Annotated in this window: 28 protein-coding genes; 14 read left to right on the forward strand and 14 right to left on the reverse strand. The window is 73.0% G+C overall.

Annotated features, from left to right (window positions below; genetic code table 11):
- The first annotated feature begins 102 nt into the window (after window positions 1-102).
- On the forward strand, window positions 103-1,041 hold the full coding sequence (locus ACGFWJ_RS19575; RefSeq protein ID WP_392951043.1) for a carbohydrate kinase: 939 nt from the start codon (window positions 103-105) through the stop codon (window positions 1,039-1,041).
- A gap of 12 nt (window positions 1,042-1,053) precedes the next feature.
- On the opposite strand, the gene ACGFWJ_RS19580 is transcribed toward ACGFWJ_RS19575, so the two are convergent.
- A complete protein-coding gene (locus tag ACGFWJ_RS19580; protein WP_392951045.1) occupies window positions 1,054-1,791 on the reverse strand; it encodes an SDR family oxidoreductase in 738 nt (245 codons plus the stop codon).
- A gap of 91 nt (window positions 1,792-1,882) precedes the next feature.
- Between ACGFWJ_RS19580 and ACGFWJ_RS19585 the strand changes: the two genes are divergently transcribed.
- Window positions 1,883-2,767 (forward strand): LysR family transcriptional regulator, encoded by an 885-nt coding sequence (locus ACGFWJ_RS19585; protein WP_392951048.1) that lies wholly within the window; start codon window positions 1,883-1,885, stop codon window positions 2,765-2,767.
- Between the two features lie 9 nt (window positions 2,768-2,776).
- On the opposite strand, the gene ACGFWJ_RS19590 is transcribed toward ACGFWJ_RS19585, so the two are convergent.
- Entirely contained in the window at window positions 2,777-4,039 is a 1,263-nt protein-coding gene (locus ACGFWJ_RS19590; RefSeq protein ID WP_392951050.1) for an FAD-dependent monooxygenase, read from the reverse strand.
- Between the two features lie 62 nt (window positions 4,040-4,101).
- Window positions 4,102-4,785: a histone deacetylase gene (locus tag ACGFWJ_RS19595; RefSeq protein ID WP_392951053.1), complete on the reverse strand. Its 684-nt coding sequence runs from the start codon at window positions 4,783-4,785 to the stop codon at window positions 4,102-4,104.
- 90 nt (window positions 4,786-4,875) lie between these two features.
- On the opposite strand from ACGFWJ_RS19595, the gene ACGFWJ_RS19600 reads away from it, so the two are divergent.
- Entirely contained in the window at window positions 4,876-5,466 is a 591-nt protein-coding gene (locus tag ACGFWJ_RS19600) for a TetR/AcrR family transcriptional regulator (protein WP_392951056.1), read from the forward strand.
- Window positions 5,467-5,480: 14 nt separating this feature from the next.
- On the forward strand, window positions 5,481-5,879 hold the full coding sequence (locus ACGFWJ_RS19605; protein WP_392951058.1) for a hypothetical protein: 399 nt from the start codon (window positions 5,481-5,483) through the stop codon (window positions 5,877-5,879).
- Between the two features lie 185 nt (window positions 5,880-6,064).
- On the opposite strand, the gene ACGFWJ_RS19610 is transcribed toward ACGFWJ_RS19605, so the two are convergent.
- Complete coding sequence (locus ACGFWJ_RS19610) at window positions 6,065-6,991, reverse strand: hypothetical protein (RefSeq protein WP_392951061.1); 927 nt, start codon at window positions 6,989-6,991, stop codon at window positions 6,065-6,067.
- 362 nt (window positions 6,992-7,353) lie between these two features.
- On the opposite strand from ACGFWJ_RS19610, the gene ACGFWJ_RS19615 reads away from it, so the two are divergent.
- Window positions 7,354-7,548: a hypothetical protein gene (locus ACGFWJ_RS19615; protein WP_392951063.1), complete on the forward strand. Its 195-nt coding sequence runs from the start codon at window positions 7,354-7,356 to the stop codon at window positions 7,546-7,548.
- Window positions 7,549-7,583: 35 nt separating this feature from the next.
- On the opposite strand, the gene ACGFWJ_RS19620 is transcribed toward ACGFWJ_RS19615, so the two are convergent.
- The gene (locus tag ACGFWJ_RS19620; RefSeq protein WP_392951542.1) at window positions 7,584-8,180 is read right to left on the reverse strand and encodes an SMI1/KNR4 family protein; all 597 of its coding nucleotides are present in this window, start codon (window positions 8,178-8,180) and stop codon (window positions 7,584-7,586) included.
- A gap of 303 nt (window positions 8,181-8,483) precedes the next feature.
- Window positions 8,484-9,125, reverse strand: coding sequence for an NADPH-dependent F420 reductase (locus tag ACGFWJ_RS19625; protein WP_392951545.1), 642 nt, complete (start codon window positions 9,123-9,125; stop codon window positions 8,484-8,486).
- Between the two features lie 87 nt (window positions 9,126-9,212).
- Between ACGFWJ_RS19625 and ACGFWJ_RS19630 the strand changes: the two genes are divergently transcribed.
- The 6 genes from ACGFWJ_RS19630 to ACGFWJ_RS19655 all read left to right on the forward strand — a co-directional run bounded on the left by ACGFWJ_RS19630 (window position 9,213) and on the right by ACGFWJ_RS19655 (window position 13,603).
- Window positions 9,213-9,563, forward strand: coding sequence for a winged helix-turn-helix transcriptional regulator (locus tag ACGFWJ_RS19630; protein ID WP_392951065.1), 351 nt, complete (start codon window positions 9,213-9,215; stop codon window positions 9,561-9,563).
- A gap of 5 nt (window positions 9,564-9,568) precedes the next feature.
- Window positions 9,569-9,832 carry a hypothetical protein gene (locus tag ACGFWJ_RS19635; protein ID WP_392951067.1) on the forward strand — a complete coding sequence of 88 codons (264 nt, stop codon included), beginning with the start codon at window positions 9,569-9,571 and terminating at the stop codon, window positions 9,830-9,832.
- 769 nt (window positions 9,833-10,601) lie between these two features.
- Window positions 10,602-11,828, forward strand: coding sequence for a hypothetical protein (locus ACGFWJ_RS19640; protein ID WP_392951070.1), 1,227 nt, complete (start codon window positions 10,602-10,604; stop codon window positions 11,826-11,828).
- A gap of 53 nt (window positions 11,829-11,881) precedes the next feature.
- Window positions 11,882-12,058, forward strand: coding sequence for a hypothetical protein (locus ACGFWJ_RS19645; protein ID WP_387640749.1), 177 nt, complete (start codon window positions 11,882-11,884; stop codon window positions 12,056-12,058).
- A gap of 370 nt (window positions 12,059-12,428) precedes the next feature.
- Entirely contained in the window at window positions 12,429-12,968 is a 540-nt protein-coding gene (locus ACGFWJ_RS19650; protein ID WP_392951073.1) for a hypothetical protein, read from the forward strand.
- 116 nt (window positions 12,969-13,084) lie between these two features.
- A complete protein-coding gene (locus ACGFWJ_RS19655) occupies window positions 13,085-13,603 on the forward strand; it encodes a GNAT family N-acetyltransferase (protein WP_392951076.1) in 519 nt (172 codons plus the stop codon).
- Here the strand turns inward: ACGFWJ_RS19655 and ACGFWJ_RS19660 are convergent.
- Both ACGFWJ_RS19660 and ACGFWJ_RS19665 read right to left on the reverse strand, forming a co-directional pair.
- Window positions 13,576-14,139 (reverse strand): GNAT family N-acetyltransferase, encoded by a 564-nt coding sequence (locus ACGFWJ_RS19660; protein WP_392951078.1) that lies wholly within the window; start codon window positions 14,137-14,139, stop codon window positions 13,576-13,578. The two genes, ACGFWJ_RS19655 and ACGFWJ_RS19660, sit on opposite strands and share 28 nt — an antisense overlap.
- A 204-nt stretch (window positions 14,140-14,343) precedes the next feature.
- Window positions 14,344-14,742: a VOC family protein gene (locus ACGFWJ_RS19665; RefSeq protein WP_392951081.1), complete on the reverse strand. Its 399-nt coding sequence runs from the start codon at window positions 14,740-14,742 to the stop codon at window positions 14,344-14,346.
- Window positions 14,743-14,834: 92 nt separating this feature from the next.
- Between ACGFWJ_RS19665 and ACGFWJ_RS19670 the strand changes: the two genes are divergently transcribed.
- Window positions 14,835-15,824: a helix-turn-helix transcriptional regulator gene (locus ACGFWJ_RS19670; protein WP_392951084.1), complete on the forward strand. Its 990-nt coding sequence runs from the start codon at window positions 14,835-14,837 to the stop codon at window positions 15,822-15,824.
- 39 nt (window positions 15,825-15,863) lie between these two features.
- Here ACGFWJ_RS19670 and ACGFWJ_RS19675 read toward each other — a convergent pair whose 3' ends face one another.
- The 6 genes from ACGFWJ_RS19675 to ACGFWJ_RS19700 form a co-directional block, all read right to left on the reverse strand.
- Entirely contained in the window at window positions 15,864-19,001 is a 3,138-nt protein-coding gene (locus ACGFWJ_RS19675; protein WP_392951086.1) for an NACHT domain-containing protein, read from the reverse strand.
- A 2-nt stretch (window positions 19,002-19,003) separates the two neighbouring features.
- Window positions 19,004-19,321, reverse strand: coding sequence for a trypco2 family protein (locus tag ACGFWJ_RS19680; protein ID WP_392951089.1), 318 nt, complete (start codon window positions 19,319-19,321; stop codon window positions 19,004-19,006).
- A gap of 73 nt (window positions 19,322-19,394) precedes the next feature.
- Window positions 19,395-21,728, reverse strand: coding sequence for an ATP-binding cassette domain-containing protein (locus ACGFWJ_RS19685; protein WP_392951547.1), 2,334 nt, complete (start codon window positions 21,726-21,728; stop codon window positions 19,395-19,397).
- Between the two features lie 51 nt (window positions 21,729-21,779).
- Window positions 21,780-22,295, reverse strand: coding sequence for an SRPBCC family protein (locus ACGFWJ_RS19690; protein ID WP_392951092.1), 516 nt, complete (start codon window positions 22,293-22,295; stop codon window positions 21,780-21,782).
- Window positions 22,296-22,330: 35 nt separating this feature from the next.
- Window positions 22,331-22,888: a TetR-like C-terminal domain-containing protein gene (locus tag ACGFWJ_RS19695; protein ID WP_392951095.1), complete on the reverse strand. Its 558-nt coding sequence runs from the start codon at window positions 22,886-22,888 to the stop codon at window positions 22,331-22,333.
- 89 nt (window positions 22,889-22,977) lie between these two features.
- Window positions 22,978-23,859 (reverse strand): LysR family transcriptional regulator, encoded by an 882-nt coding sequence (locus ACGFWJ_RS19700; RefSeq protein ID WP_392951097.1) that lies wholly within the window; start codon window positions 23,857-23,859, stop codon window positions 22,978-22,980.
- A 158-nt stretch (window positions 23,860-24,017) separates the two neighbouring features.
- Between ACGFWJ_RS19700 and ACGFWJ_RS19705 the strand changes: the two genes are divergently transcribed.
- Window positions 24,018-24,470, forward strand: coding sequence for a hypothetical protein (locus tag ACGFWJ_RS19705; protein WP_392951100.1), 453 nt, complete (start codon window positions 24,018-24,020; stop codon window positions 24,468-24,470).
- Window positions 24,463-26,064: a multicopper oxidase family protein gene (locus ACGFWJ_RS19710; protein ID WP_392951102.1), complete on the forward strand. Its 1,602-nt coding sequence runs from the start codon at window positions 24,463-24,465 to the stop codon at window positions 26,062-26,064. The genes ACGFWJ_RS19705 and ACGFWJ_RS19710 overlap by 8 nt, the downstream gene beginning before the upstream one ends.
- Window positions 26,065-26,091 lie beyond the last annotated feature (27 nt).

A 26,091-nucleotide genomic window follows, 5' to 3' on the forward strand; every position in this document is an offset into this window, starting at 1 on the left:
GGTGACACCCCCGGGCCGGTCCGCATTGACGCGGGGCGGGTCGCGGTGATGGAGTCCGGACCGGGTCCGATGTGCGTCTGCCCTGATGGGAGGCTGGTTTCGATGGCGGGTCGGTCGATCACCGTGGTCGGGGAGTGCGTCGCCGACGCGTTCGTGGAGCGCGGCGCGGCGCGGCCGGGGGAGCTGGCACTGCGGGTGCTGCCGGGCGGCGGTCCGGCGAACACCGCGGTGGCGCTGGCCCGGCTGGGCACGCCGACGCGGTTCCTCGGGCGGATCTCCACCGACCCGTTCGGCGAACTGTTCCGCGCTCACCTGGCCGGCTCCGGCGTGGACCTGTCGGGTACGGTGCGGGCCACCGAGCCCAGCACCCTGGCACTGGCCGCGCTCGACGGCGACGGCCACGCCGACTACTCGTTCCACGCCGAGGGAACCGCCGACTGGCATTGGACGGAACGGGAGTTGGCGTCGGCGCGCGCCGACGGCGCGGTGTGCGTGCACACCGGTTCGCTCGCGCTGGTACGCGAGCCCGGCGGACCGCGGATCGAGGACCTGCTGGCCGAGGTGCGGGACGGCGCCACCGTCTCGATCGACCCGAACGTCCGCCCGCTGCTGGTCGACCCGGCGAACTACCGGCGCCGAATGGCCCGTTGGTGCTCGCTCGCCGACATCCTGCGCCTGAGCGCCGACGACCTGGCCCACCTGCTGCCCGGCACCACCCCCGAACAGGCCTGCGACCACTGGCACGAGGCCGGCGCCCGCCTGGTGGTGATCACCCTGGCCGAGAACGGCGCGCTCGCCTCCCTGGACGGCCGACGAATCCGGGTGCCCGCGCCACCGACCACCGTGGTGGACACCGTCGGCGCGGGCGACTCGTTCACCGCCGGCCTGCTCCACTCGCTCGCCGAACAGGGCTTCCTGGGCGGGAGGTTGGACGCGCTGACACTCGACGGCCTCGGGCGGGCCTGCGACTTCGCGGCGCGGGTCGCGGCCCGGACGGTGGCGGTGGCGGGCGCCAACCCGCCGTGGGCGGGGGAGCTTTGAGCCAGGCCTCGATCACCAGGGCAGTGGGCCGTCCTCGTTGAAGAACTGGCCGCTCGGCCCGTCGGCGGGCAGGGTGGCCAGGCGGATGGCGATCGTGGCGCCCTGGGTGGGGGTGCGGGTGCCGCGGTGGTCGTTGAGGTCGGTGGCGCAGTAGCCGGGGCAGGCCAGGTTGACCAGGATGTCGGTGTCGCTCAACTCCTTTGCGTACTGCACGGTTACGGCGTTCAGGAAGGTCTTGGACGGGCCGTAGGCGGCCGAGGTCGGGCCGGTGAACGCCTCGGGGTCGGACTGGAGCGTCAACGACCCGACGCCGCTGGACATGTTGACGATCCGCGGGGCGGCCGAGCGGCGCAGCAGCGGCAGGACGGCGTTGGTCACCCGGATCACCCCGAGCACGTTGGTCTCCAGTACCTGCCGGATTCCCGCCAGGTCGGCCGTGGTCGGCTCCTGGCGCCAACCGCCCGCCACCGCAGCGTTGTTGACCAGGACGTCGAGCCGTCCGAAGCGCTCCGTCAGCAGCTCGGCCGCGGCCGTCGCGGAGTCGTCGTCGGTGACGTCGAGCGGCACCCCGAACGCGTCCACGCCACGGGCACGCAGGGTCCGCACCGCGTCCTCGCGCCGCTGTGCGTCGCGGGCGCCGACGCCGACCTGCCAGCCCAACGCGCCGAGGCCCGCCGCGATTTCGTATCCGATGCCCTTGTTCGCGCCGGTCACCAGCGCCACGGTCCGCCCGTTCGTGTTCTCGTTCATGCCGTCCATGCTCCGGTCCGGTCCGGTCCGGTGGCAAAGACCGATCCGGTTGCCCGGCAATACCGTGCGGGTATCGCCGTAGGCTGGTCCGGTGGAGACCAGGGAACTGCGCTACTTCGTGGCCGTGGCGGAAGAGTTGAGCTTCGGACGGGCGGCGCGGCGGCTCGGAATGGCGCAGCCGCCGCTGTCCCGGGCGATCGCGCAACTGGAGCGGCGGCTCGGCACCGTCCTGCTGGAACGCGACAGCCGGGGTGTGGCACTGACCGCCGCCGGGCGGGTGCTGCTGCGCGAGGGCCGCACCGCGCTGGCCGCGGTGGCCGCGGCCGAGGCGCGCACCCGGCGGGCCGGGCAGCCGCCCGGGCTGGTGGTGGCGGCGAAGGCCGGCGCGTCCACCGAGCTGCTGGCGGCGCTCCTCGACGCGTACGCCGCCGGGACCGGCCCGGAAGCGAGCCCCGTGCCGGTGGACGTCCGGCTGTGCCAATTCGGCGAGCAGGGACGGCTGTTGCGCGAGGGCGAGGTGGACGCGGCGCTCCTGCACCTGCCGTTCGACTCGACCGCCGGACTGGACACCGAAGAACTGCACACCGAAGGCCAGATCGCCCTGCTCCCGGCCGGCCACCACCTGACCGGCCGAACCTCGCTCCGGATGGCCGACCTCGCCGACCTGCCCGGACTGCCCGCGCCGCGCTACCCGCGCCACGACGGCAGCTACCCCGACGGCCCCGGCCCGGCAATCCGCGACCACACCCAACTCTCCCAGTTGGTCGCCCTCGGCCGGACCCGCGCCGTCCTCCCCGAGTCCTCTCGCAGCCTGCTGCGCCCGGGAGTTGCCGTCGTCCCCGTGCTCGACGCCCCGACCGTGACGACCGTACTGGCCTGGGCCCAGGCCAGCCGGTCCCGCCCGCTGGCCGGGCTGGTCCGGGCGGCGAGCGTGGCCTTCGGCGATGCGAACGTGGGTGTTGGCGAAGGCAGTTGACCGGATCGGTCAGCGTTCGGCGAGGTTCTCGAGGGCGGGCGGCTGCCAGGTGTAGGTGGGGGCGGAGCGGTCGAGCAGGACCCTCGCGGGGAGGCGTCCGGCGAGGGTGAGTATGCCGTCGCGCAGGAGGACGCCCGGGCGGGTGTGGGTGGCGACCAGGCGGCCGATGGTGTGGGAGCCGGCCACGATGCGGGAGGTGCGGGGGAGGCGGGCGTCGGAGTAGGCGCGGAGGGCGGCGAGTGGGTCCGAGGCGTGGTGTGGGGAGGGGAGGGCGGCGAGTGGGTCCGAGGCGTGGTGTGGGGAGGGGAGGGCGGCGGCGAGGACCAGCGCGTCCTCGATGGCCTGGCAGGCGCCCTGACCCTGGAACGGTGACATGGCGTGCGCGGCGTCGCCGAGCAACGCGACCCGTCCGCGGTGGAACGCCGGCAGTGGGTCGGTGAGCGCCCAGACGTCGTTCCGCAGTACCCGTCCGGCGTCGGTGCGGCCGAGCAGTTCGGGCAGTGGGGCGCACCAACTGCCGTACCGGCGAAGCATTTCGGCGTGCTCGTCGCCGTCATCGGCGTGCTGTCCCGCCGGTGCGAGAGCGGCCGCGTACACGTACACCCGCCCGCCCGCGAGCGGCACGATGCCCGCCAGCGCCCCGCGTCCCCACACCTCGCCGACGGCGGTCGGCGGGTGGCCGGGGTCGTCGATGACGGTGCGCCAGGTGGTGAATCCCGAGTAGCGCGGCCCGGGATGGTCGGGGAAGAGCTGGGTGCGGGTGGCGGAGCGGATGCCGTCGGCCGCGACGACCAGCGAGGCCTCGTGCCGGCCGTCGCCGGTCTCGACCAGGGCGGGAGTGTGTGCGTCGCCGGCGTCGAGCAGGGTGGCCGGCGAGTCGGTGCGGACGGTGCAGGGCGGGAGGGCGTCCAGCAGGGCGGCGATCAGCTCGGCCCGGGCGACGCCCAGCACCGGATCGCCGAAGTGCCGCTGCACGGCCTCGGTGTCGGTCCGGGCCAGCCACCGGCCGGACGGGCGGCGCAGACCGACGGCAGGGTGCCGCACCGCGAGGGCGCGCAGGCGCGCGCCGACACCGAGAACATCCAGTGCCCGCAAGGCATTTGGAGCGAGAGCCAGCCCCGCGCCGACCGGTTCGAGGCTCGCGGCGCGTTCGTGCACGGTGACGGGGATGCCGCGCCGGTGCAGGGCGAGAGCGGCGGCGAGGCCGCCGATGCCACCACCGAGAACGATTGCGGGGCGGGCGTTGTGGGCGGGGTGCGAGGCGGACGGCATGGCGAAGCTCCGATCGGCCGACTGGACTACATCTGTAGTTCCGGGTGCTGAGGCAGAGCGTACTACGGATGTAGTCTGCTGGGGTCGGCGAAGGCCGAGCCGATGGCCCGAAGGGCGGACCGGGGCGTCCAGCGGACGGTGGCGCCCGGGCGGGTGGCGAGGTAGACGGCTGATTGGGCGGGCGTCCAGCCGTGGGATTCGGCGAGGCCGGTGGCGATGGCGATCAGGTAGGCGGCGGAGGGCGGGTTGAGGTCGGCGTCCGTGACCGTCCACGGGGAGGTGAAGGTGAGGACGGGGATCCCGTCGATGCTGCCGAGGCGGAGCAGCATCTCGTAGTGACTGGGGCCGAGTTGGTCGCGACCGGTGGTCAGAGCCCGGGTGAGGTCCAGGCCGGCGCCGGATTCGCGGCGCATCTCCTGCGCGGCGATGTCGCTGAACTGTCCAGCCGTGAGGAGGTGGGCCCGGGCCGGCATCTCGCCGTGGCGGGACGGGTCGTAGAACCCGATGCCGCCGCCCCACAGCGGCGACTCGTGCGCAAAGTACAGGATCCCGGGCAGTCGGATCGGCAGCGACCGCGCGGGCGGTGTGCGGTCGCGAGAACCCCGGTGCGTGCGGGCGGCGCCGGTCGGGCGACCGCCGGTGAGGTAGCGCGCGAGGCGGTCGGCGCTCATGTTCGACCCGTACGCCGCGTACCACACCAGCGCGCCGGGGCCGATCGGTGCAGGTCGGGGGCGGGTCTCGTCCATGTCGCAGACGGTAGCGTCCTGCTGACAGTATGTGTGCGACGGCGCGGCGGGGTTTGGGAGTTGCGGTCGGGGCGCGGGATGATCGGCACCATGACTGTGGCGCGACCGACCCGGATTGCCGATGCGGCGATCGCCGTGATTGCCGAGCGCGGCCTGCGCGGCCTGACGCACCGGGCGGTGGACGAGGCCGCAGGCCTCCCGGTGGGCTCGACGTCGAACGTCGCCCGGACGCGCTCGGCGCTGCTCGAGGTGGCGCTGGTGCGGATCGCCGAGGTGGAGACGGTCGGCATGGTGGGCGACGTGCCGACCCGGCCGGTCGGGGACGGCGCGGCGGCCCGGCGACTGCTGGTGCAGGTGGTGGCGGACGGGCTGGACCAGGCGCTCACCCCGGCCGGGCGAGTGCTGACGGTGGCCCGGATCGAGCTGGCACTGGAGGCCGCCCGACGGCCCGAACTCCGGTCCGTCTACGACCGGTTGGGCGCCGGCTTCGTGGAGGTCGCGGTGCAGTTGCTGCGGGCGTGCGGCTCGGCGGAGCCGCTCGCGGACGCGCGGCGGCTGGTGCGCTGGTGCGAGGGCGTGCTGTTCAACGCGACGGCGGGCGGCGGCCACGCGCACCCGCCCGGCCGCGCCGAGTTGGCGGCCGACGCCGAACGCTACCTGGCCGCCCTGCTCGACGGCTGAGCGGCGGACGTCCGGTGGCCGTCGAACTGCCCGAAGGATCCTGGTGGGACTGGGACGTGGTCTCCTGGGACCCGTCCCGCCTGGTGCTGGGCACGGGCCACGACCTCACGTACCACCACCTGCTCGAACTGCGCTTCGACGAGCCCGAGTTGGTGACCTGCCCCGCAACCTTCCAGGACCCGGCCTTCCGCGACCCGACACCGGCTGAGATGGCGCGCGTCCAGCGCCAACTTGGCTCGCTGCCACCGGTGTTGGTCGCCTTCACAGCCGACGCGGGCGGCGCGGATCCGGCTGACGGGTTGATCGCGGCCGGTCGGCTGACCATCGTCCGGGGGACGGTATTCCGGTACTGGCGCGGTGAGTTGGGTCCGGACGAGCGCCACGCGCCGTGGGTGCGGCCGCCGGTGGGGTGAGACTCGCTGCCGCGCGCATTCGGGAGTGGGAGCCCCAGTTGGTGAAGTCCCCGGGCGAGGCGGGCCCGACGGCCTGCGAGGTCGAGGACCCGGCTGAGGTGATCGGCCTGAAAAAGTGGCTCCGTGACTCGAACGCTGAGCAGGCACCACGGCCCACAGGGGCGTGCCCGCCCGTCGGGCGTTCGTCATCGGCACGCGTCGTGGAACCGGCGCAGCCGGGGTGAGCGGATCGCGGGCAGTCGGACCAGGGTGTCCAGGAAGGCCCGGTGGTGGGCCGGCAGCGGGTACCAGGGGTGCGGTGGCAGTGGGTAGTCGTCGCGCAGGACGCCCGGCGGGAGCACTCCCGTGGCGGGCGTCGGCGAGGTCTCGCCCGGTCCGGCGAGGTACGCCCAGACTCCGCTGTCCAGCGGCACCACCGTCGCACCGCTGTCGGACGGTTGCCACGGCTCGCCCGTGCCGGGGTGGCGGGGGACGAGCAGGACGTCCGGGCGGGGCCGGGGCTCGGGGAGGCCCGGGCCGGCCAGCCCCACCGAGCGGGTGTCGGGCCCGGGCGGGAGGTAGCGCGCCACGGCGTGGCCGAGCAAGTCGGCGACGGGGCCGGCGGGGAGGGTCACCGGCCGGTTCCCGGTGGCCACCACGAGGTGGGCCAGCGCGACGCCGACCGCGGCCTCCCAGCGGCGGCTCCACGACCCGTCGGGTTCGACGGGCGGGACGCGATGCTCGGCACGTTCCAAGTCCGCCCAGCCGGGCGGTGGTTGGGCCGGAAGCCCCGAGGGGCGGCGTACGACCGCGTCGGGCTCCAGCCACACCGTCTGCCACGAGCCGCAATCGTCGATCCGGGTCGCCACGGCCCGTCCGCACCCCGTGCAGGCCAGATTGGGCCCGTCCCGGCCATCCACGCCCCGGCAGTACCCCTCGCACTTCTCGAGGATCAGCGTCATGGACCGGGAGTCGCCGGGCGCGATGACGATTTGGTTCCGCGCGCCGAAGGACACTGAGTACACCGGCGCGTACACCCCCTGCCGGGCTGCCGCCTCAGCCCCGACGTCCTCCCACAACCGCCAGGGCGGCCCGATGGGCCGGGGCTCGACGGCGTACGTCGCCGGCTCCATCAGCGGAGGATGAAGCTCCTCCCAGCCCCCGTGGTGGGTGTGAACGGGCAGTGCGACCCGGGACATCGGCGCCGTCAGCTCGGTGCCGCACCCGGCACACGCGAACACGTCCAAACAAGCTCCCTCTCGCTGCGGTTCCCCGGGATTTTGCCCCGTTCACGGCGGAGGATCCAGTGGATTGCTTTGCCCCGTCCCCACCTGCACCGGACCGTCGGACACGCCGAGCGGACACGCCGAGCGGACACGCCGAGCGGACACGCCGAGCGGACACGCCGAGCGGGGGCGCCGGGAAAACGCGATGCCGCCCGCCCTCCGCCGGCCACAGGCTGCGCCTGGCCAGAGTGCCCGGGAGCGGGGGAGAGGTGTGCGGAGCGAGGAACAGGCGGCGTGGGGGCGGGAGTTCCCGGTTCGGTACCGTCACCCTGGTCTGGCACAGCGCCGACATCGCCCGCGGCCCACTCGCCGGGCACGTGCTGGACCACCGGACCGGTGACACCTATTTCGACGTGACCGTGGAACTGCTGCGGAAGTACGGTGTCACTGTTGAACTGCGTTGATGCGGCCTTGAGTTGACGCCGCCCCGGGGCGGTGTTCAGGCCTTGGCGTCGAACCACTCCTTGCCTTCCGCCCAGTGGGCGACCCAGCCGGCGAAGCCCGGGGTGGCCGTGGTCCCGCCGAACGGTGCGCCGAACGGGGTGGCGCCCTCGCCGTCGACGAACCAGACGTGACCGCGGTGCTGTCCGGTGACAATCAGATGCCAGAACATACCGCAGCCGTCGGTGCCGAGCACGACCGAGCCGTGGTTGAAGACCGGCTCGATCGTGTCGTCGAGTTCCTCCTCCGGAGTGTCCTCGTCGTCCTCCCACGCCCACTGCTCGACGAGCGGAAACGCCCGCGCCAGCACCCGCTTCCGCCGGTCGGCCCCCCAGTCGGTGGGCAACTCGGCGACCGGCACCAGCCCGTAGAACGGCGACCCGACGGGCGAGCCGTCGGCGATCTCGGCGACGAAGGTCCGGTAGGGCTCCGGCAGGACGACGCCGTGCTCCGCCTCGAAGGCGTGCACCCCCGCCCAGCCGAGAGCGCGACTGCCTCCGGCGGCGGCGAAATCGTCGCGGAGGGCGGCGAGTTCGGCGGGGTCAGGGTGTTCTGTGTGCGTGGGGCATGAATAGCGGACGGCACCGACACTCAGCGGAGCGGGCGGGGTGCGGGACAGTGGGTGCTCGTTGTGGCTGCGGCCTGGGTAGACCGTCGCCCTGGCGCTCGACGTGAGCACAGTGGCCTGTGCGGCGCGTCGAACGAACGATTCCTGGAGAGGCCGGCCCGCTGTTGCTGAGGACCAACTGGTGCTCGCGTGAAACGGTTGTGCGCCGGTACAGCTGCCAGAGGCTGAGGGCGCCGACCTGCTCGACGTGCGCCCTCCCGAGGAGCCGCCGAACTCCAGTGTGCTGGATGGTCGTTGTGGCGGCGGTCGTCAGGTTGGTGGGCGATCGGGTCAGCCCGCCGTGTGGGCGAGGGGTGGGGCGATGGCCTGGGCGTCGGCGTGTTCGCCGAGCCAGAGGCCGATGAAGAGGGCGGCGGTGGCCTCCAGGAGGTGGGCGCGGGAGAGGGGGCCGGCGTGGACGGGGGTGCAGCCGAGGTCGTGGACCAGGGTGGCGGTGTGGGCGAGGGCGTCCGGGTGGTCGCCGCAGAGGGGGACGGCGAGGGGGCGGCCGTCGAAGACCGGGGGCTGCCGGCGCCAGACGTCCTCGTGGCAGAGGTTGAACGCCTTCACCACCCGGGCGTCGGGTGCGGCCTCGGCCAACTGGTGGGCGGCGGACGGTCCTTGGCCGGTGAGAAGCTGGAAGCCGGGGCCGACCGGGTTGGCGCAGTCGATCAGGGTGCGGCCGGCCAGCGCGTCGCGCAGCTCGCGGACGACGCCGGTTCCCGGGCCGTACGGCAGCGCCGCGAGCACCACCTCGCCGGCCTCCGCCGCCGCGCGCAGACCGGCCGGGCGGGCGCCGTGGCCGATCCGGTCGGCGAGCCGGCGGGCCTTGGCCGCGTCCCGGCCGCCGATGGTGACCCGGTGACCGGCGCGCGCCCACTGGGTGGCGAGCGCGTCGGCCATCCGGCCGGTCCCGAGAACGCCGATCTTCAGGGAGGAATTCATCGACTGGTTCCATTCTGTGCGGGGTTCGACTGATCTCCTTCGACAGTACGGAGCCGGCCAGGCACCATTCGGTACGTGACGACGACCAACGACTTCCTCGCCGACTGCCGAGCCCGGCTCGCCTTCGACCTGCTCTCCAACACCTGGAACGCCGTGGTGCTCTGGTCCCTGCGCGACGGCCCGCGCCGCCCCGTCGAACTGCGGGAACGGATCGGCGGCATCAGCGCGAAGGTGCTCACCGAGACGCTGCGCCGCCTGCAGTACCACGGCCTGGTCGAACGTCACCCGCAACGCCCCGGCGTAGCATACGAACTGACCGCACTGGGCCGTACCTTGCTGGCCCCGATCGACGCCTTCGGGGCCTGGGCGTTCGAGCACGGCGACGAGGTACTGACCGCGCAGGAAGCGGCGGAGGGACGATCGTGAACCAGATGCAACCAGGAGTTGCGGAGATCGCGGACTGGCTGAACGCCGTCGCCGAGGGCCGGGTCGACCGGGAAACGGCGGACCGGTGGGCCGGGCGGTGGGTGCTGGACGATGCGCTGGAGTGGGACGAGGCGTCCTGGTGGGGGCTGACCAAGCTGTTCGGCATCGATCTGCGTTCCGGGCCCGGTGAACCGTACCTGCACGATGATGAGCAAGTGCGGGGCTGGGCAGTGGAGTTGGTGGAGCGGGGGGCTCGCGCGGGGGAGTGAGAGTGAGGTTCGGCCTGCTTGCCCACCCCTGAGCGCTGCTCACGTTTCACCGGGCGACGGTCCACCGAGTGGTGCACCCGGGTTCGGTGACGGCGTGGTGGGCGGGTAGTCGTCGAGTGGCGATCCGCTGAAAGCTGGGGCTGTGCTGGTCCCGGCGAGCAGGACGCTGCGCCGAGGCGTTGAGCGGTGACGGTCCGGGGCGCTGCGTTTGGTGTTCGCGCGACGGGCGGTGACCTCCCGTTGGTGCTCACTGACGTGCCGCCAGATGCTGCGGGAGGTCAGCGGCGCGATCGTCCTGATCGGCAGCGCGGTGATCAACTGGGCCTGGCTGTGCGGAACCCAGCCGTCGCCGTGTTCGGGCAGGGAAGGGAAGGGGGCGGTGTACGGCGTCAATTGTGAGGTCCCCGGCGTCTGCCGGGGCCGGGGAAATGCCCTGGTCGCGCGGGCACTTCCCCGGCCTCAGCGACATCGGGCCGGGGCCGTTCGGGTGACCCCCCCGCAGCGACGTGTGCGGACGTGGAGCACGGATTCGACCAGCAGCCCCGGGTTTCGCGGCGAGCGCCATGCCGGGCGGTGCGGTGCGGGCGGCGCGGACCGAGCGGGAGAAGGGTGAACTAACTGATGGTCCGTCGGTATGGAATGCGGGCCGAGTCGGCAGGAACCTTTTGACGGGCGGTTAGGTATCAGGGCAGTCCACTCAACCCCGTCCACTGCAGTCGGGCCCGCCGCCACCGAGTGTGCCGCCCGGCCGGGATCAAGAGGAACTTCCATGGCACCACAATTCCGAGGCACCGCGATGCTCGCGGCCGCCGCAATCACCCTGCTCGTTGCCCCCACCGCCGCCGCGGTCGGCGCCCCGGTCAGCCCCTCCGACTCCACCGCCGCCGACACCACCGCCGCCAAGCCGAACGCGGCCCCTGCCAACACGACGGCTGCCAAGCCGGCCAACACGACGGCCGCCAAGCCGGGCGCAGCTCCTGCGGGCACCACGACGGCGGCGAAGCCGGGTGCGAAGCCGGCGAACACGACGGCGGCGAAGCCGGGTGCGAAGCCGGCGAACACGACGGCGGCGAAGCCGGGTGCGAAGCCGGCGAACGGGACGGCTGCGAAGCCTGCCGGCACGACTGCCGCCAAGCCGGGTGCGGCTCCTGCCGGGACCACCGCGGCGAAGCCGGGTGCGAAGCCGGCGAACGGGACGGCTGCGAAGCCTGCTGGTACGACCGCGGCGAAGCCGGGAGCGAAGCCGGCGAACACGACGGCGGCGAAGCCGGGTGCGAAGCCGGCGAACGGGACGGCTGCGAAGCCTGCTGGTACGACCGCCGCCAAGCCCGGCGCGAAGCCGGCCGACACGACGGCGGCGAAGCCGGGTGCGAAGCCGGCGAACGGGACGGCTGCGAAGCCTGCTGGTCCGACCGCGGCCAAGCCCGGTGCGAAGCCGGCCGACACGACAGCAGCGAAGCCGGGAGCGAAGCCGGCCGGCACCACGGCCGGGAAGCCGGGCGTGGCTCCTGCCGGCACCACGGCCGCCGAGCCGAACCAGTTGCCCGCCGACACGACCGCCGCCAAGCCCGGCGCGAAGCCGGCCGACACGACGGCCGCCAAGCCGGGCATGTCGCCCAACAACGGCACTGCTTCCAAGCCGAACCTGTTGCCCGCCAAGAACAACCTCAATCCGGGCATGTCGCTGGACAACATCATGGGCATCAAGCCCGGTCACTCGACCGGGTTCGGTGACGCTTTCAAGTTCGCCGGTGTCAAGACCCCCAGCGGCATCCAACGGCCGGGAGACGTGGCCACCCCTGGTGGCGTCCCGATGGCCGGTGAGGTTGCTACGCCCGGCGGAGCGCCCGTCGCGGGTGGCGTTCCCGGGAGCCAGCAGGTCAGCTCGCCGGTCGCGCTCCGGCCCGTTGACAAGGTCTACCCCGCGCTGCCGCCGCCCGGCCGACTCGTCCACGGCGAACCCGTCGAGCGTGCCGCCGCCGCGCCCGGCCGTTGACGTACTGGCCGCCCGGTAGTCCCGTCCACGGAGGAGCCGCCGGGGACCTGCGGATGCGGGTTCGGGGCGGCAACGCCGACGGGCAGTTCGGTGGCGGCAATGCCAATTCGCCGAGGAGCGGCCAGAGTTCGGTGGCCGACCTGCCCGGGACCGAACTCGAGAAGGTCACCGTCGTCGGCGTCAACGAGATCGCTGCCCCCGTGACAGGCGACTTCGGCCTCGCCAACTGAGGCCCCGCGGACGGAGGTTGGAGGCCCGCACCGTCGGACGGTGCGGGCCTCCCGCGTTCCTGCGGCAGTTCGGGCGAGCGCGGCGTCCGGGCCGAGGTGTGCGGACGCGGTTCCGGGCGGCATCGCCCCGGCCGGCCCCCACCGCCGCGTCGCCGCAGGGCTGCGTGCCACCGCAAGTTCCGCACCGCGGCAGCATGACGACCCGGTCGGTGAACTCCTCACCGCGCTGGAGGTGCGAACGACGCCGCAGATCGGCCGGAAGGTCTGAGGCGCCCTGGCGGGCTGCGGCCAGGGGCGATTTTTGGTCGTCGTGGCAGGTCATGGCCTGGCATTCTGTGCGGGCCGCCTTGGACCGTCCGATGGGGAACACATGAGCTATGACCTGGAGTGGGTGGAGTTGCCCGAAGCGGCAGCGGAAGCACGGACTCGGTGGGAGTCCTGCACCGCCCGTGGTCTGACCTGCGATCACGTTCCGAGGTGCTCGGAGTCCTACTTCTCGCTCACGGCGCCGTTTCAGTTCCAGCTGAACCTCGCCGGGATGGCGGTCTGCCGGGACGTGATGCGCCGCACCGGTATGACCTACCCGGCCGAGCAACAGCCTTTTCCCGCCTGGCCGTTCAAGGACATCGAGGACTGGCGGTCGGCCGACCAGGCCCGCCGGGACGCCTACAACGCGGCCGAGCGGGCCGCCTCGGCCCAGACCGTGGCCGGGCACACCGGGATTCCGGAGTTCAAGCTGCTGGGCAACGGCCCGTGGCTGGTCGGCTCCCAGGAGATCACGCAGGCACTGGACCGCTACGAGGAGGAACCGGCCGACGAGCGAGCCGAGTTGGAGACCGGCGATCTGTGGCGCGAGTGGCTCGGGTGGCTGCGCGAGACGGCGGCCCATGGAGGCTTCACGGTCGACTGAAGTCTGCTGCGGGTCCGGGCTCGGGGCTTCCGGAGTGTGGCCAGGACCGGTTGCCAGGGCGGGAGATGGGCCGTCGTAAGGTGAGGGCGAGCCGAGACGATCAAGGAGTTGACCCCATGCCGGACGAGATCGCGCTGCGCCCCGTCACCGCCGACGACCTCGACCTGTTCGAGCGTGAGTTCGGTGGGCCGGAAGGTGTCGGCGCCTACCAGTGGTTCGGCTTCCGTTCGGCGGACGGGTTGCGGCGGCGCTTCGCGGAGAACGGCCTGCTCGGTGCGGACGGTGGCGTACTCGCCGTTGCCGAGGCCGGGCGGACGGTGGGGCGGGTCGAGTGGTTCGCCGGGAGCTGGGGGCGGCCGGAGACGTCCGCGTGCTGGACGCTCGCCATCGGCCTGGTCCCGGCGGCGCAGGGGCGTGGTGTCGGCACCCGGGCCCAACGTCTGCTCGCCGACTACCTGTTCGCCCACACGCGTGCTGAGCGGCTCCAGGCCTGGACGGACTGCGCCAACCTTGCAGAACAGCGGGCCCTGGAGAAGGCGGGCTTCTCGCGCGAGGGCGTCCTGCGTTCCGCGCAGTGGCGCGACGGTGGGTGGCACGACCAGGTGATCTACTCGCTGCTCCGCACGGACTCCTGACCGGCCGCGGTCACCGGGCGGCGCATGCACACCCGGTCGGAGAGGTCGAGGCCGAACGCGGCCTCCTCGGTGAGGACTTGGCGCAGCCCGGGGGTGAGGTCCTCGTGCGGGAGTTCGCGGAAGCCGAGGCGTCGGTAGTACGGCGCGTTCCACGGAACGCTCCGGAACGTCGACAGCGTCAGAGCGGCGAGCCCGCGCCCGGCCGCCCACCCCGCAACGTGGTCGATCAGCTCGCGGCCCAACCCCCGGCCGGCGGCCGCCGGATGGACGCTGACCTGCTCGACGTGGGCACAGCCGTCCAGCAGCCGGACCAGTACGAACCCCTGCGGGCGGTCGGAGTCGTCCACGGTGACCCACAGCTGCCCGAGTTGCTGGTGCGGGGCGAAGTCCTCCGCGCGGGGCGGCGGGTTGTCCGCGATCTCCGCCATGCCGATGCTGCGGAAGGCTTCGCCGGCGGCGAGTTGGAGGGCGGGCAGCGACGGTAGGTCGGTGGGTGTGGCGAGTCGAATGGGCGGTGGTGGTGAAGTGGGTGACATGCGGGTGACTTAACCATGCGGCGGCAGGCGAGGATCTCCTCGGGGGTGATGCCGATGTCGTTCGCGAGGGGTCAAGGCGGGGGAGGTGGGTGCGGACGCCGTGGGCGCGGACGCGGTGGGCGCGGACGCGGTGGCGCCGGCGGCCGGCACCGTTTCGGGCGGTGCCGGCCGGGAGCTCCGGCTGAGCGGCGGCTGCGCGTGGCGTCAGCGCGCGAACTTCTCGATGGCCTCCGGGGTGACGGGGGTGAAGAAGTTGACGAGATTGCCGTCCGGGTCGCGGAACAGCAGCGACCGGTTGCCCCAGGGCATTGTGGTGGGGCCGCTGACGAAGTCGGTCACGAAGCCGGTCAGGTTCCGGTGGACACGGTCCACGTCGTCGACGAGGAACTCGGTGATCACGCTGTGGTTGTCCGCCGGGCGGGCGGAGCCGGGGGCGAACAGTGGGACGGTGCGGGTGCCGGCGATCGCGAGGGTCGCGCCCGCGGTCGTGAGCTCGGCGAAGTCCTCGGTGGCCCATACGGCCCGCACTCCCGTGGCCCGCTCGTAGAAGCCGACGAGTCGCGCGACGTCGCCGGTGATGATGCGGATCGAGACGAAGTTCATGGAAATCTCCTTGGCCGTGCTGAGGCGTGCACGTCGGAGGCTAGGAGAAATAGTGGACAGAATCGGTCCTGTATTCGCGTTAGGCTGCGGACATGCCCCGACCCACCGGCCGCGTGCTGACACTCCTGGAACTACTGCAGTCGGGCGGCACCCGCACGGTGGCCGAACTCGCCGACCGTCTCGGCGTCGAAGGGCGCACCGTACGGCGGTACGTGGACCATTTGATCGACCTGGACGTGCCTGTGGAATCGGTGCGAGGCCGCTACGGCGGATACCGGCTGGCGCCCGGTTACCGCCTGCCTCCGCTCATGCTCAGCGAAGACGAGGCGCTGGCCGTGCTGCTCGGCCTGGCCGCCGGCCGCCGGGCGGGACTCACCACGGCGGAGCGTACGGCGAGCGAGACGGCGTCGGCGAAGATCCGGCGGGTGCTGCCCAAACACACCGCCCACCGGCTCGACGCACTTCTGGAAGCCCTCGCCTTCACAGATGAGCCCGGCGAGCCGGACCGTCCGGACGCCGGGATCCTGCTCACCCTCGCGGACGCGGTGCGCTACTGCCGACCCGTCGCCATCCGCTACACCGACCGCGAGGGACGGCACAGCGAACGCACACTGCACCCGTACGGGATCGTCGCCCATGGCGGCCGGTGGTACGTGACGGGCCGGGATGCCCGGATCGGCGAGGACCGGACCCTCCGACTCGATCGCATCGCCGCCGCGAGGACCCTGCCCGGCTCGTTCGAAGCACCGGCTGGTCCGGAGCCGGTACAGCGGGTGCTGTCAGGATTCGCCACGGCCGAGTACCGGCACGAGGTGACCCTGCGGATCCACGGGACAGCCGAGCAGATCCGCGCGCACCTCCCCGCCGCCGTCGCGAGCTTGGAGGAGCATGAGCCCACGGCCGGCCAGGACCCGGCTGTCGAGCGCTGGTGGCGCGTCGAGATCCGGGCGCAGCGGCTCGACTGGGTGCCGCGGACACTGGCCGTGCTCGACCGGCCATTCGTCATCGAGCGCCCCGACGAACTGCGCGACCGCGTCATCGCGCTCGCCGACCGCCTCGCGTCCCACGCCCGCCAGACCTGACAGTTGAGGCATCTTCTCAGCCGCAGGTGTGGATGGGCATCAGCCACGGCCGGGCCTGGGCAGGTGTGCGGGGCTGCCCAGTTGGTGGACGGTGAGGTGGTCGGGCGGGAAGTGTTCCCGGCCCGCCAGGTGGGGTGGGGCCGTCGCGTCGGGAATGGTGAGGTGCAGCCGGAGGTGGTGGGGGAGCTGCGTCAGGTCGAGCGAGGTGCAGTTGTGGTCGGCCACCAGGGTCAGTTGTTCCAGGTCGGGGAACAGGCGGCGAAGGTGGGCGATCGGGTAGCCGGAAGGGACGTCGATCAGCGTCAGGTGACCGACACCGGTCAGTGGTTCTCGTCCGGGCAGTGCGGCGGGGTCGGGGGTCAGCAGGGTGAGGACCAGCAGTTTCTGCATGTTCCGCAGGATCGCCCACAGCTCGTCGAACCGTTGCTCGGCCCGGACGGAGCGAATGGCGAGGGCCTCAAGTGGCAGGCTGCGCAGCGGAGTCAGGTCGTCCAGCTCCGGGCACTGGTAGAGGCCGAGACTGCTGAGGCGCGTCCACTGCCGGAGGAAGAAGATGTCCCGCAGCCCGGGGAGCGTCGACAGGGTCAAGTATTCGATCCGGTCGGCCAGTTGGCTCCATCGCCGTGGATCGACGGGCATGGCCGGTCCGCCGAGCCAGACGTGACGCAGTGTCGGGTGGCCGACCAGTGCGTCGATTTGCGCGGGCGACCGGAGCTGCACAGGGACGCCGGAGAGATCGGCCCGGTCCACCACCTGCCGGGCGAAGGTGTCGACCTCGAAGTGCGGCCACTGGTCGATCACATTCGGCAGCGGGTCCTCCTGCTCGGCCAGGGTCGCCAGCAGGGCGAGTGCGTCGGCCCCGCCGATGAGACCCAGGACGTTCGGGACCAGGGGGTGTGCTTCGGCCAGCAGATCCGGGTCGTGCTCGGCGATCTCCCGTAGCAGGGGGACGAGTTCCTCTCCGACGCCGGCCAGCTGGAGGGCGGCGACCTCGCCGGTGAGGAGAGTGGGGAGGTGGTCGCGGAGCCGGGCGAGGACGGTGTCGCGGACCTCGCCGTCGAGTTCCGGGGCGCTCGGGAGGCAGGTGGCGGCGAGGAGATGGATGGCGGGCCTGAGATGGTCGGGGGCGGCCTTCGCGGCGGCGAGGACGGCGGTGAGGAGTTCGGCGCGTTCGCGGCGGCCGCAGTGGCCGACCGTCATGCGGATGACGTCGCCCCACTGCTCGTCGGCGGCGTGGCCGGCCAGCAGGCCGAAGTCGCGTTCCTCGCGGAACTCCATCGCGGCCAGGTAGTCCTGGAAGGTGCGGTGGATGAACTGGAAGGTCTCGGGGCCGGTTTCGGTGATCAGGCCGGTGCGGTTGAGGAGATGGATGTAGGCCGGCTCGGCGTCGGTGTGCCGGGCGACGGCGGGCAGGTCGCGCAGGGCCTTGGCGAGCTGGGCGACGGCGTCGCGGCGATGGCCCTCGGACTGGTTGTTGCGCACCAGCCAGTGAGCGATCCGACGGAGCATCGCCAGCTGCTCCTCCTCGGACGCCTGGAGCTGCTCCGCGCCCTGCACCTTGCGGCCCTCGTCGCGCTTGACCAGCATCATCGCCATCGCGTCGCGGTACAGCGCCATCCGGTGACGCGGCAGTGCGCCGTCCGACTCCCGGTTCAGGGCGCAGATCATCGCGCAGAGCAGTGGGCTGTCGGTGAGCAGGGAGAGTTCCGGCACCGACTCCAGTGCGCGGAGCAGATCGGCCTGGTCCTGTTCGACCTCCTGCTGCCAGCGCCGCTCCTCCGCGTCGCTGTGCGGGGAGGCGAGGAGTTCGCGCAGGGCGGCTCGGTGCCAGCGTTCGATGAACTCGCGGCGGTCCTGACTGTTCATCGGACAGAGCAGCAGTTCGTCGAAGCCGAGGTGCGCGAGCCAGTCGCGGGGGACGGCGGAGGGGCGGACGGTGGCCACCGTCAGGAGGTCGGGGTAGTGGTCGAGGAGGCGTTCCAGCCAGCTCAGTGCCTCGTCGCGCTGCTCGTTCGGCACCTCGTCCAGGCCGTCGACGAGCAGGACGGCGCGGCCGCGGCGGAGCTGGCGGTCGGTCCAGCCGGCCGGTTGGCGGTCGGCGCACATTCGGTCGTCGAGGGCGAGGAACTGCTCGGGCCGGGGTTGCATGACGCCCTTGCGGTGCAGCTTGCGGAGTTGGAGGACCAGCGGGATGCGGTGGTTCAACGCGGCGAGGTCGTTGCCGAGGGTGCCGTTCATCGCGCCGACGGCCAGCCACTGCACGAGGGTGGTCTTGCCGGAACCCGCCTCGCCGCGGATCAGCACCCGGCGGCGGCCCGCGAGGATCCGCTCGGCGCGCTGGGGGCCGAGGTCGGGACCGGTGGTCGTGGACCGGATCTCCAGGCTCAGGTAGGAGGTGGTGAGGTCCCAGCCGCGGCGGCCGTGGCCGGTCGCCTGGCGAAGGCCGAAGATGCGGATGCGGCCGTAGTCCGCCTCGATGGCCTTCGCGTAGTCGCGTTCGAACCTGCGGTCGGCGATCTCGGTCACGGAGAGGCCTTCCGCACGCGGGAGTTCACCCAAGTGTTCGTACAGCGCCTCGCAGAAACTGGGGTGGCTGAGCAACGCCGTCACCGTGACGAGCTCGAACTGGGAGTGTTCCCAGATGGCCGGCATTCGGTCCTGGACGGCGATGCCGAGCAGGTGGTCCCGGGCAACCGCGCCGGCACCGGACAGGCCCAGCCACGGTGAGCCGATGCCGCGTCGGGCCCGCGGCAGGTGCTGCTGGACGACCAGGACCTGGCGGCCGGTTCGCGTTCCGGCGGCCGGGGTCAGGGTGGCCAGTACCTGGACCGTGTCGAGGCGGCCCTCCTGGTCACGCCCTGCCAGCGGGAAGCCTGTCAGATGGCAGCCCAGTAAGGGATCGAGCGTATCGAGGGTTCCCCAGCGCAGTGGTCTGAAGCGTGCTGCCGCGTCGGCGGGGAGCAGGTCGCGATCGGCGAGCAGCAGGGCGGCGTCGAAGCCGGCGGACCGCCAGACGGTGGTGCAGGGCGTCCAGCCGGTGCCGCTGCCCAGAACGGCGGCCTCCGGTGACGGCCCGCCGACATGGGCCGCCGTCAGGATCAGCCTCGGGCTGAGCAGGAAGCCGCTGCCCTGGGTGGCGCCCCGGACGGCCGCCACGTGGTGGGGGCGAAGAGCCAAGGTCAGAATCCGTCCCGGCTGCCCAGGTCGTCGTTGGAGATGTTGACGCTGCCGCCGGTGTCGGCGTCCTTCGGGGTCAGGGTGACGGACACCTTGTGGGTCCGCGTGCCCGCCACGCCCGCCTCGGTGTCGGCGGAGAGGACCCAGGCCTTGATGCCGGCCTTGGCGCGGGCGTCGCGCTTCAGTTCGACGGTGAAGTCGAGGGTGACGGGGCCGACTTCGAACTGGATGGCCTGGCCGCGACCGCGTTCGGAGGCGTCGAGGAGTTCGAGCCGGATCGCCTCGATCGCGTCGGCCAGTTCGATGTCATGACGGTCCATTGTTCGCCCCCACGGCTCGGAGTGTTCGGGGCCGAGCGTAGGGGGTGAGGATGTCAACGGTGGTGCGGTTGGGTCAAATTGAGCCGAGGTACGCGGCGAGGTAGGGCGCGGTCGGGCTGGTGGGAGTGGCGGCGACCACCGGCGGGGTGCCGGTGGCGAGGATGCGGCCGCCGGCCTCGCCGCCGGAGGGGCCGAGGTCGATGAGGTGGTCGGCGGTGGCGATCAGGGGGAGGTGGTGCTCGGCGAGGAGGACGGTGGCGCCGGCGTCGACCAGGCGGTGGAGTTGGGCGGTGAGGACTTCGCTGTCGGCGGGGTGCAGGCCGGTGGTGGGTTCGTCGAGGAGGTAGAGGGTGTGGTGGCGGCGGGCGTGGTGCAACTCCGCTGCCAGTTTGACGCGTTGGGCCTCGCCCCCGGAGAGTTCGGGCGCGGGCTGGCCGAGGCGCAGGTAGCCGAGGCCGACCTGCCGGAGGACGGTCAGGATGCGGGCGGCGGCGGGGACGTCGGCGAGGAACGGGGCGGCGGCGTCGACGGTCAGGGCGAGGACGTCGGCGATGGTGGCGCCGCGGTAGGTGATTTCCAGGGTCTGCGGGTTGTAGCGGCTGCCGTGGCAGTCGGGGCACGGGTTCCAGGCGGTGGGGAGGAACAGCAGCTCGACCTCGATCGCGCCCGCGCCCTCGCAGGTCGGGCAGCGTCCGGAGGCGACGTTGAACGAGAACCGGCCCGCGTCGTAGCCGCGCCGGCGGGCCTCGTCGGTGGCGGCGAACAGTTTGCGGACGGTGTCCAACAGGCCGGTGTAGGTGGCCAGGTTGGAGCGCGGGGTGCGGCCCAGCGGCGTCTGGTCGACCGTCACCACCCGGCCCACGGACGGGTCGGTGGCCGCCGCGTCGGCGGCCGCGCCGAGCAGCGTCGACTTGCCCGCGCCGGAGACGCCCGTCACCGCGGTCAGGACGCCCAGCGGCACGTCCACGTCCACGTCGCGCAGGTTGTGCCGGGTCACACCGCGCAGGCGCAGCAGGCCAGTTGGGGTGCGGCCCCGGGACGCGGGCGGGGGCGGCGGGTCGAAGAGGAAGCGGCGGGTCGCGGAGCCGGGCACCTCGCGCAGGCCGTCCACCGGTCCGCTGTACAGCACTTGGCCGCCGCCGGTGCCCGCGCCCGGGCCGACGTCCACCAGCCAGTCCGCGCCGCGCACCACCGCCATGTCGTGCTCGACCAGGAAGACGGTGTTGCCGGCGGCGCGCAGCTCGGTGAGGACCTCGCGCAGCGCCTCGGTGTCCGCCGGGTGCAGGCCCGCCGACGGCTCGTCCAGCACGTACACCACGCCGAACAGGCCGGAGCGCAACTGGCTTGCCAGGCGCAGGCGTTGGAGCTCACCGGTGGACAGGGTGGGGGCGGCGCGGTCGAGCGAGAGATAGCCGAGGCCGAGGCGTCGCAGGGCGGCGAGCCGGTCGGTCAGGTCGGTGGTGAGCAGACCGGTCGGGCCCTCGCCGGCGGTGAACGGACGCAGCAGGGCAGCGAGTTGGTCGGCCGGCAGAGCCGCGAGCTCGGTGATGGGCAGGCCCGCGAACGTCACCGCCAGGGCCTCGGGGCGCAGGCGGCGGCCGTGGCAGGTCGGGCACGGGGACTGGGTCATGAACGCGGCTGCCTTGGCGCGGGTCGCCTCGCTGCGGGACTCGGAGAACGCCTTCAGCACCAGGCGGCGCGCACTGCTGTACTTGCCCTGGTACGGACGCTGGATCCGGCCCGGCTCGCGCTCCGGATGGACGGTCACCACCGGCTGCTCGTCCGTGAACAGGATCCACTCGCGGTCGCGGGCCGGCAGCTCCCGCCACGGCCGGTCCAGGTCCTGGCCGAGCGCGCCCAGGATGTCCCGCAGGTTCTTGCCCTGCCACGCGCCCGGCCAGGACGCGACCGCGCCCTGCCGGATCGACAGCGACGGATCCGGCACCAGCGACTGCTCGGTGACCCGGTGCAGCACCCCCTGCCCGTGACACTCCGGGCAGGCACCGGCCGGCGTGTTCGGAGAGAACGCGTCCGAATCCAGCCGCGCCGCGCCCGCCGGGTAGTCGCCGCACCGCGACAGCAGCATCCGCAGCAGGTTCGACATGGTGGAGATGGTCCCGACCGAGGAACGCGAGGACGGCACCGAACGGCGCTGCTCCAGCGCGACCGCCGGCGGCATCCCCGTCACCGAGTCCACCTGCGGCGCCTCCACCTGCCGCAACAGCCGCCGCGCGTACGGCGAGACCGACTCCAGGTACCGGTGCTGCGCCTCCGCGAACAGCGTCCCGAACGCCAGCGAGGACTTCCCCGAACCCGACACCCCGGTGAACGCCACCACCGCCCCGCGCGGCACGGCCACCGCCACGTCCCGCAGGTTGTGCACCCGCGCGCCGCGCACCCGCACCATGCCGTCGTCGTTGCCGCCGCTGAAGATCTCCGTGCCGTTCACCGTGCCACGCTACCCCGCGACGCACCCCGCGGCGGGCTGCGCCACCGGGGCCGCCTGGTCGGAGGCGGCGGCGACGGTGACGCCGACGGCGGCGAGCGGGGCGAGGTTGGCGAGCGCGGTGGCGAAGCGGGCCCGGGTGTCGCGGGCGGTGCGCCCGTGGAAGAAGGCGGCGAGCAGGCCGGTGAAGCGTTCGGACTGGACGACCCGGACCCGGCCGTCGCCGAGGTCGGTGATCAGGTAGGAGTGCTTGTTGTCGAGCAGCCCGGGCGCCAACAGGCGTCCGGCGCGGGAGAGTTCGCGGCCCGGGTCGACCACGGTGAGCACCGGGTGGAAGGTCAGCTCGCGGCCGGAGGCGGTGCGGACCACCTCGGTCTGGCGGGCGCCGGCGGCGAGTTCGCCCTCGACCCGGACCACCACCGGGTGCCACTGCGGGTAGCGGTCGTGGTCGGTGAGCAGCTGCCAGATGGTCTCCGGGGTGCCCGGGAACTCGGCTTCGGCGCTGACCTCGCAGGTGAACAGGCTCATGATGGTTTCCCCCGTGGTGATTCGGTCGTTGGGCGTCAGTGGTGGCGCGCGAGGGTGGTGTCCACCAGGGCGCGCGCGAACCGGTCGTCGATCGGGTCGCCGCTGATCAGCACCCGGTAGTAGAGCGGGCCGACCAGCTGGTCGATGATCAGCGCCGGGTCGGCGTCGGCCGCCAACTCGCCGCGGGCGGTGGCCCGGACGAGCAGTTCGGCGGCCGCGGTGCGGCGCTGCGTCCACAACGGGCGCAGCGCGTCGCCGAGTTCGGGGTGGCGGGTGCCGGCGGCGATCAGCTCGGCCACCAGGGCGCGGGTGGCGGGCAGGCGCAGGCCGGCCGCGATCGCGGTGAGGGTGGCGGTCAGATCGGCCCGGACGTCGCCGGTCTCCCGGATCGGCGCGGTCTCGAACATGGTGGCGAAGGCGGCGACCACCAGGTGGTCCTTGGTGGGCCAGCGCCGGTACACGGTGGTGCGGGCGACCTCGGCGCGGGCGGCCGCCTCGTCCAGCGCGAACCCCGCGTAGCCGCGCTCGCGCAGCAGCACGCGCGCCGCCTCCAGCACCTTGGCGTCGACGGCGGTGTCCCGCGGCCTGGCCATGTCCCCACCTCGATTCCGCTACGCGTGTCTCGTAATGAGGATGAGGCTAGTGGGAGCGGCGTCATTACGCAACAGCCGTAGCGGAATCCTCAGGGGCCGGTCGGCCAGCGCCAGTTGAGGAGGGTGTCGCGCATCAGGGTGGCGGCGGGGGAGAGGCGGGCTGACTCGGACCAGTGGAGGGTGAGGGTGCGCCGGCACGCGGGGTGGTCGACGGCGAGGAGGGCGAGGGGGAGGCGGGTGGCGATCTGGCGGCCGACGGCGGGGATCAGACCGACGCCGAGGCCGGCGGTGATCAGGTCGGCGATGGCCGCGAGTTCGTCGCTCTCGCAGACGATCCGGGGCGGGTGGCCCAGCGGGCCGAAGAGCTGGTCGAGCAGGCGGCGGTTCCAGTGGCCGGGCCGGGCCGTGATGAACGGGAGCGCGGAGAGGTCGGGGAGGGCGACGGAGCCGCGGCCGGCCAGCGGGTGGTCACGGTGCACGGCCAACCAGACCGGCTCGTCCAGGAGTTGGGCGCTCTGCAGGCCCTCGGTGCGGACCGGCTGCGAGGCGACACACAAGTCCACTTCGTGCGCGCGGAGCTGACGGCCCATCATGTCGGCCGGGAGCTGCCGCAGGTCGATCTCGGCGGCCGGGTGGGCGCGCTTGTACGCGGCCAGCGGGGCGGTGAAGGTCAGGAAGGTCTCGGACGCCAGCCGGACCGTCCCGAAACCGTCGCCCGCCGCCTCCGCGACGGCCCGGCGCCCGGCCTCCAGTTCACCGAGGGCCCGCTCCGCGTAGCCGCGGAACAGCCGGCCCGCCTCGTTCAGGCGCAGCCGGCCGCCGCGGTCGAACAGCGGGGTGCCGAGCTCGTCCTCCAGCCGGGCGATGGTGCGGCTCAACGAGGGCTGGGCGACCCGGAGTTCCTCGGCGGCCCGGCTCAGGTGCTCAAGCCGCGCCACCACCAGGAACTGGGTCAGTGCGTGCAGGTCCATGGCCGCCCCCCGTGTTGCTGCAACGGGTCATCGCCCTCCATGCCGGGAACGGCATAACCCCATAGCAATATTGATCTTAGACGGGATAGCCGCGGGGACATAGCGTCGAGGAGGTGCAAGTTCCGTACCCCGTACCAGGATTGAGGGAGTACACCGTCATGGCTGTGTCAGCCGTCCCCGAACACGCCGAACCGGCCGACCGCGCCGGCCGTGTTGACCGGACCGGTCCCGCCGGGCAGGTGCTGCGCGTGCTGGCCGCCGTGCACATGGTGGCCGTGTACGGGCAGCCGGTGTTCGCCGGCGTCTACCTCAGTGGCTCGTACGACGGCCTGGGCTGGCACCTGGCCGGGGCCAACGCCGTCACCAGCCTCGGCTATGCGCAGCTGATCGCCGCCATGGTGTTCTGGTACCGCCGCCGGGTCGGCTGGCCGCTGACCGGCACCGCGCTGGTGGTGATCGCCGAGACGGTCCAGTACTTCGCCGGGATCGACGGCGCGCTGTGGCTGCACCTGCCGCTCGGCGTGGCCACCATCGCCGGCCTCACCGTCCTCACCGTCGGCCTGCTGCGCGCCCCGCTGCCCGGCCGGGCGCCGGAGGTGTCCGGTGAGTGAGCGCCAACTCATGGTCAGCAGGCGGCGGTTGCTCGCACTGGGCGGCGCGTTCGGGTTGCTGACGGCGGGCGGCCTGGCCTCGGCCGCGGCGCTCGCGCACCGGCCCGCCGGGACGGGCGGACTGCTGCGCAGCGGGATCGGGCTGCCGCCCGCGTTCCACGTGCCGCTGCCCAGGCCGCAGGTGCTGGCGCCGGTGTCCACCAGCGGGGGCGTCGACCGGTACGAGATCACCCAGCGGGAGGCCGTCGCCGAGATCCTGCCCGGCGTGCGCACCCCGGTGTGGACGTACGGCGGCAGCTTCCCGGGCCCGACCATCGAGGCCCGCCGCGGCCGCCCCACCGTGGTCACGCACCGCAACGAACTGCCCGTCCCCACCGTGGTCCACCTGCACGGGGGACGTACCCCCGCCGAGTTCGACGGCTACCCCACCGACCTTGTGCTGCCCGCGAGTTGGCCCGAGAGCGGCGGCCACGGGGGACATGGCGGTCATGGTGGCGGGATGGCGGACCCGCGGGCCGTGCAGAGCCGCGTCGTGCGCGAGTACGCCTTCCCCAACGAGCAGCGCGCCACCATGCTCTGGTACCACGACCACCGGATGGACTACACCGCCCCCGCGATCTGGCGCGGACTGGCCGGGCTGCACATCATCCGCGAGGACAGCGAGAAGGCGCTCGAACTCCCGGACGGCGAGCGTGAGTTGCCGCTGGTGATCACCGACCGGGCGTTCGCCGCCGACGGCAGCCTGGTGTACCCGTCTCTGGACCCGGCGCTGCGCGACCGCCCCGGGGTGCAAGAGCCTTACATGGCAGGGGTGTTGGGCGATGTGGTCCTGGTCAACGGCGCGCCGTGGCCGGTGCACGAGGTGGCGGCGGTGCGGCACCGGCTGCGCGTGCTCAACGGCTCCAACGCCCGCCACTACGAGCTGGAGGCGGTCGACCAGGACGGGCGGGCACTGGAGTTGGTGCAGATCGGCGCCGACCAGGGCCTGCTGGCCGCGCCCGTGACGCACCGCCGACTGCCGCTCGCGCCGGCCGAACGGTACGACCTATTGGTCGACTTCGGCCCGGTGCCGGTCGGCGGGACGGTCCGGCTGCTGAACCGCCTGGGCAGCGGCCGGACCCGGGAGGTGATGGCGTTCCGGGTGGTCCGGGCGCAGCGGGAGGACACCCGGGTGCCGCAGGCGCTGGCCACCGACCTGCCCGAGTGGCGGCGCGAAGAGGCCGTTCGGACAAGGGAGTTCGCGTTCCGCGCCGGACGGATGGGCGAGGGCCACGGCTGGCTGATCGGCGGGCGCCCGTTCGACCCGGCGCGGGAGGACGTCGGCGTCCGGCTCGGCGATCTGGAGGTCTGGCGCCTGATCGCGGACGTCCACCACCCCATCCACCTGCACCTGGTCGGTTTCCGCATCCTGAGCCGGGGCGGCCGCGCGCCGCTGCCGCACGACGCCGGGCTCAAGGACACCGTCTCGCTGCGGCCGGGCGAGGCCGCCGAGATCATCACCCGCTTCGACGGCTACCGCGGCCGGTACCTGTTCCACTGCCACAACGCGGAGCACGAGGACATGGGGATGATGGCGAACCTGGAGGTGCGGTGAGACGCCTGCGGGCAGCGGAGGGAGCCG

It is taken from the genome of Kitasatospora sp. NPDC048407 (genome assembly GCF_043200475.1).
Lineage (GTDB): Bacteria > Actinomycetota > Actinomycetes > Streptomycetales > Streptomycetaceae > Kitasatospora.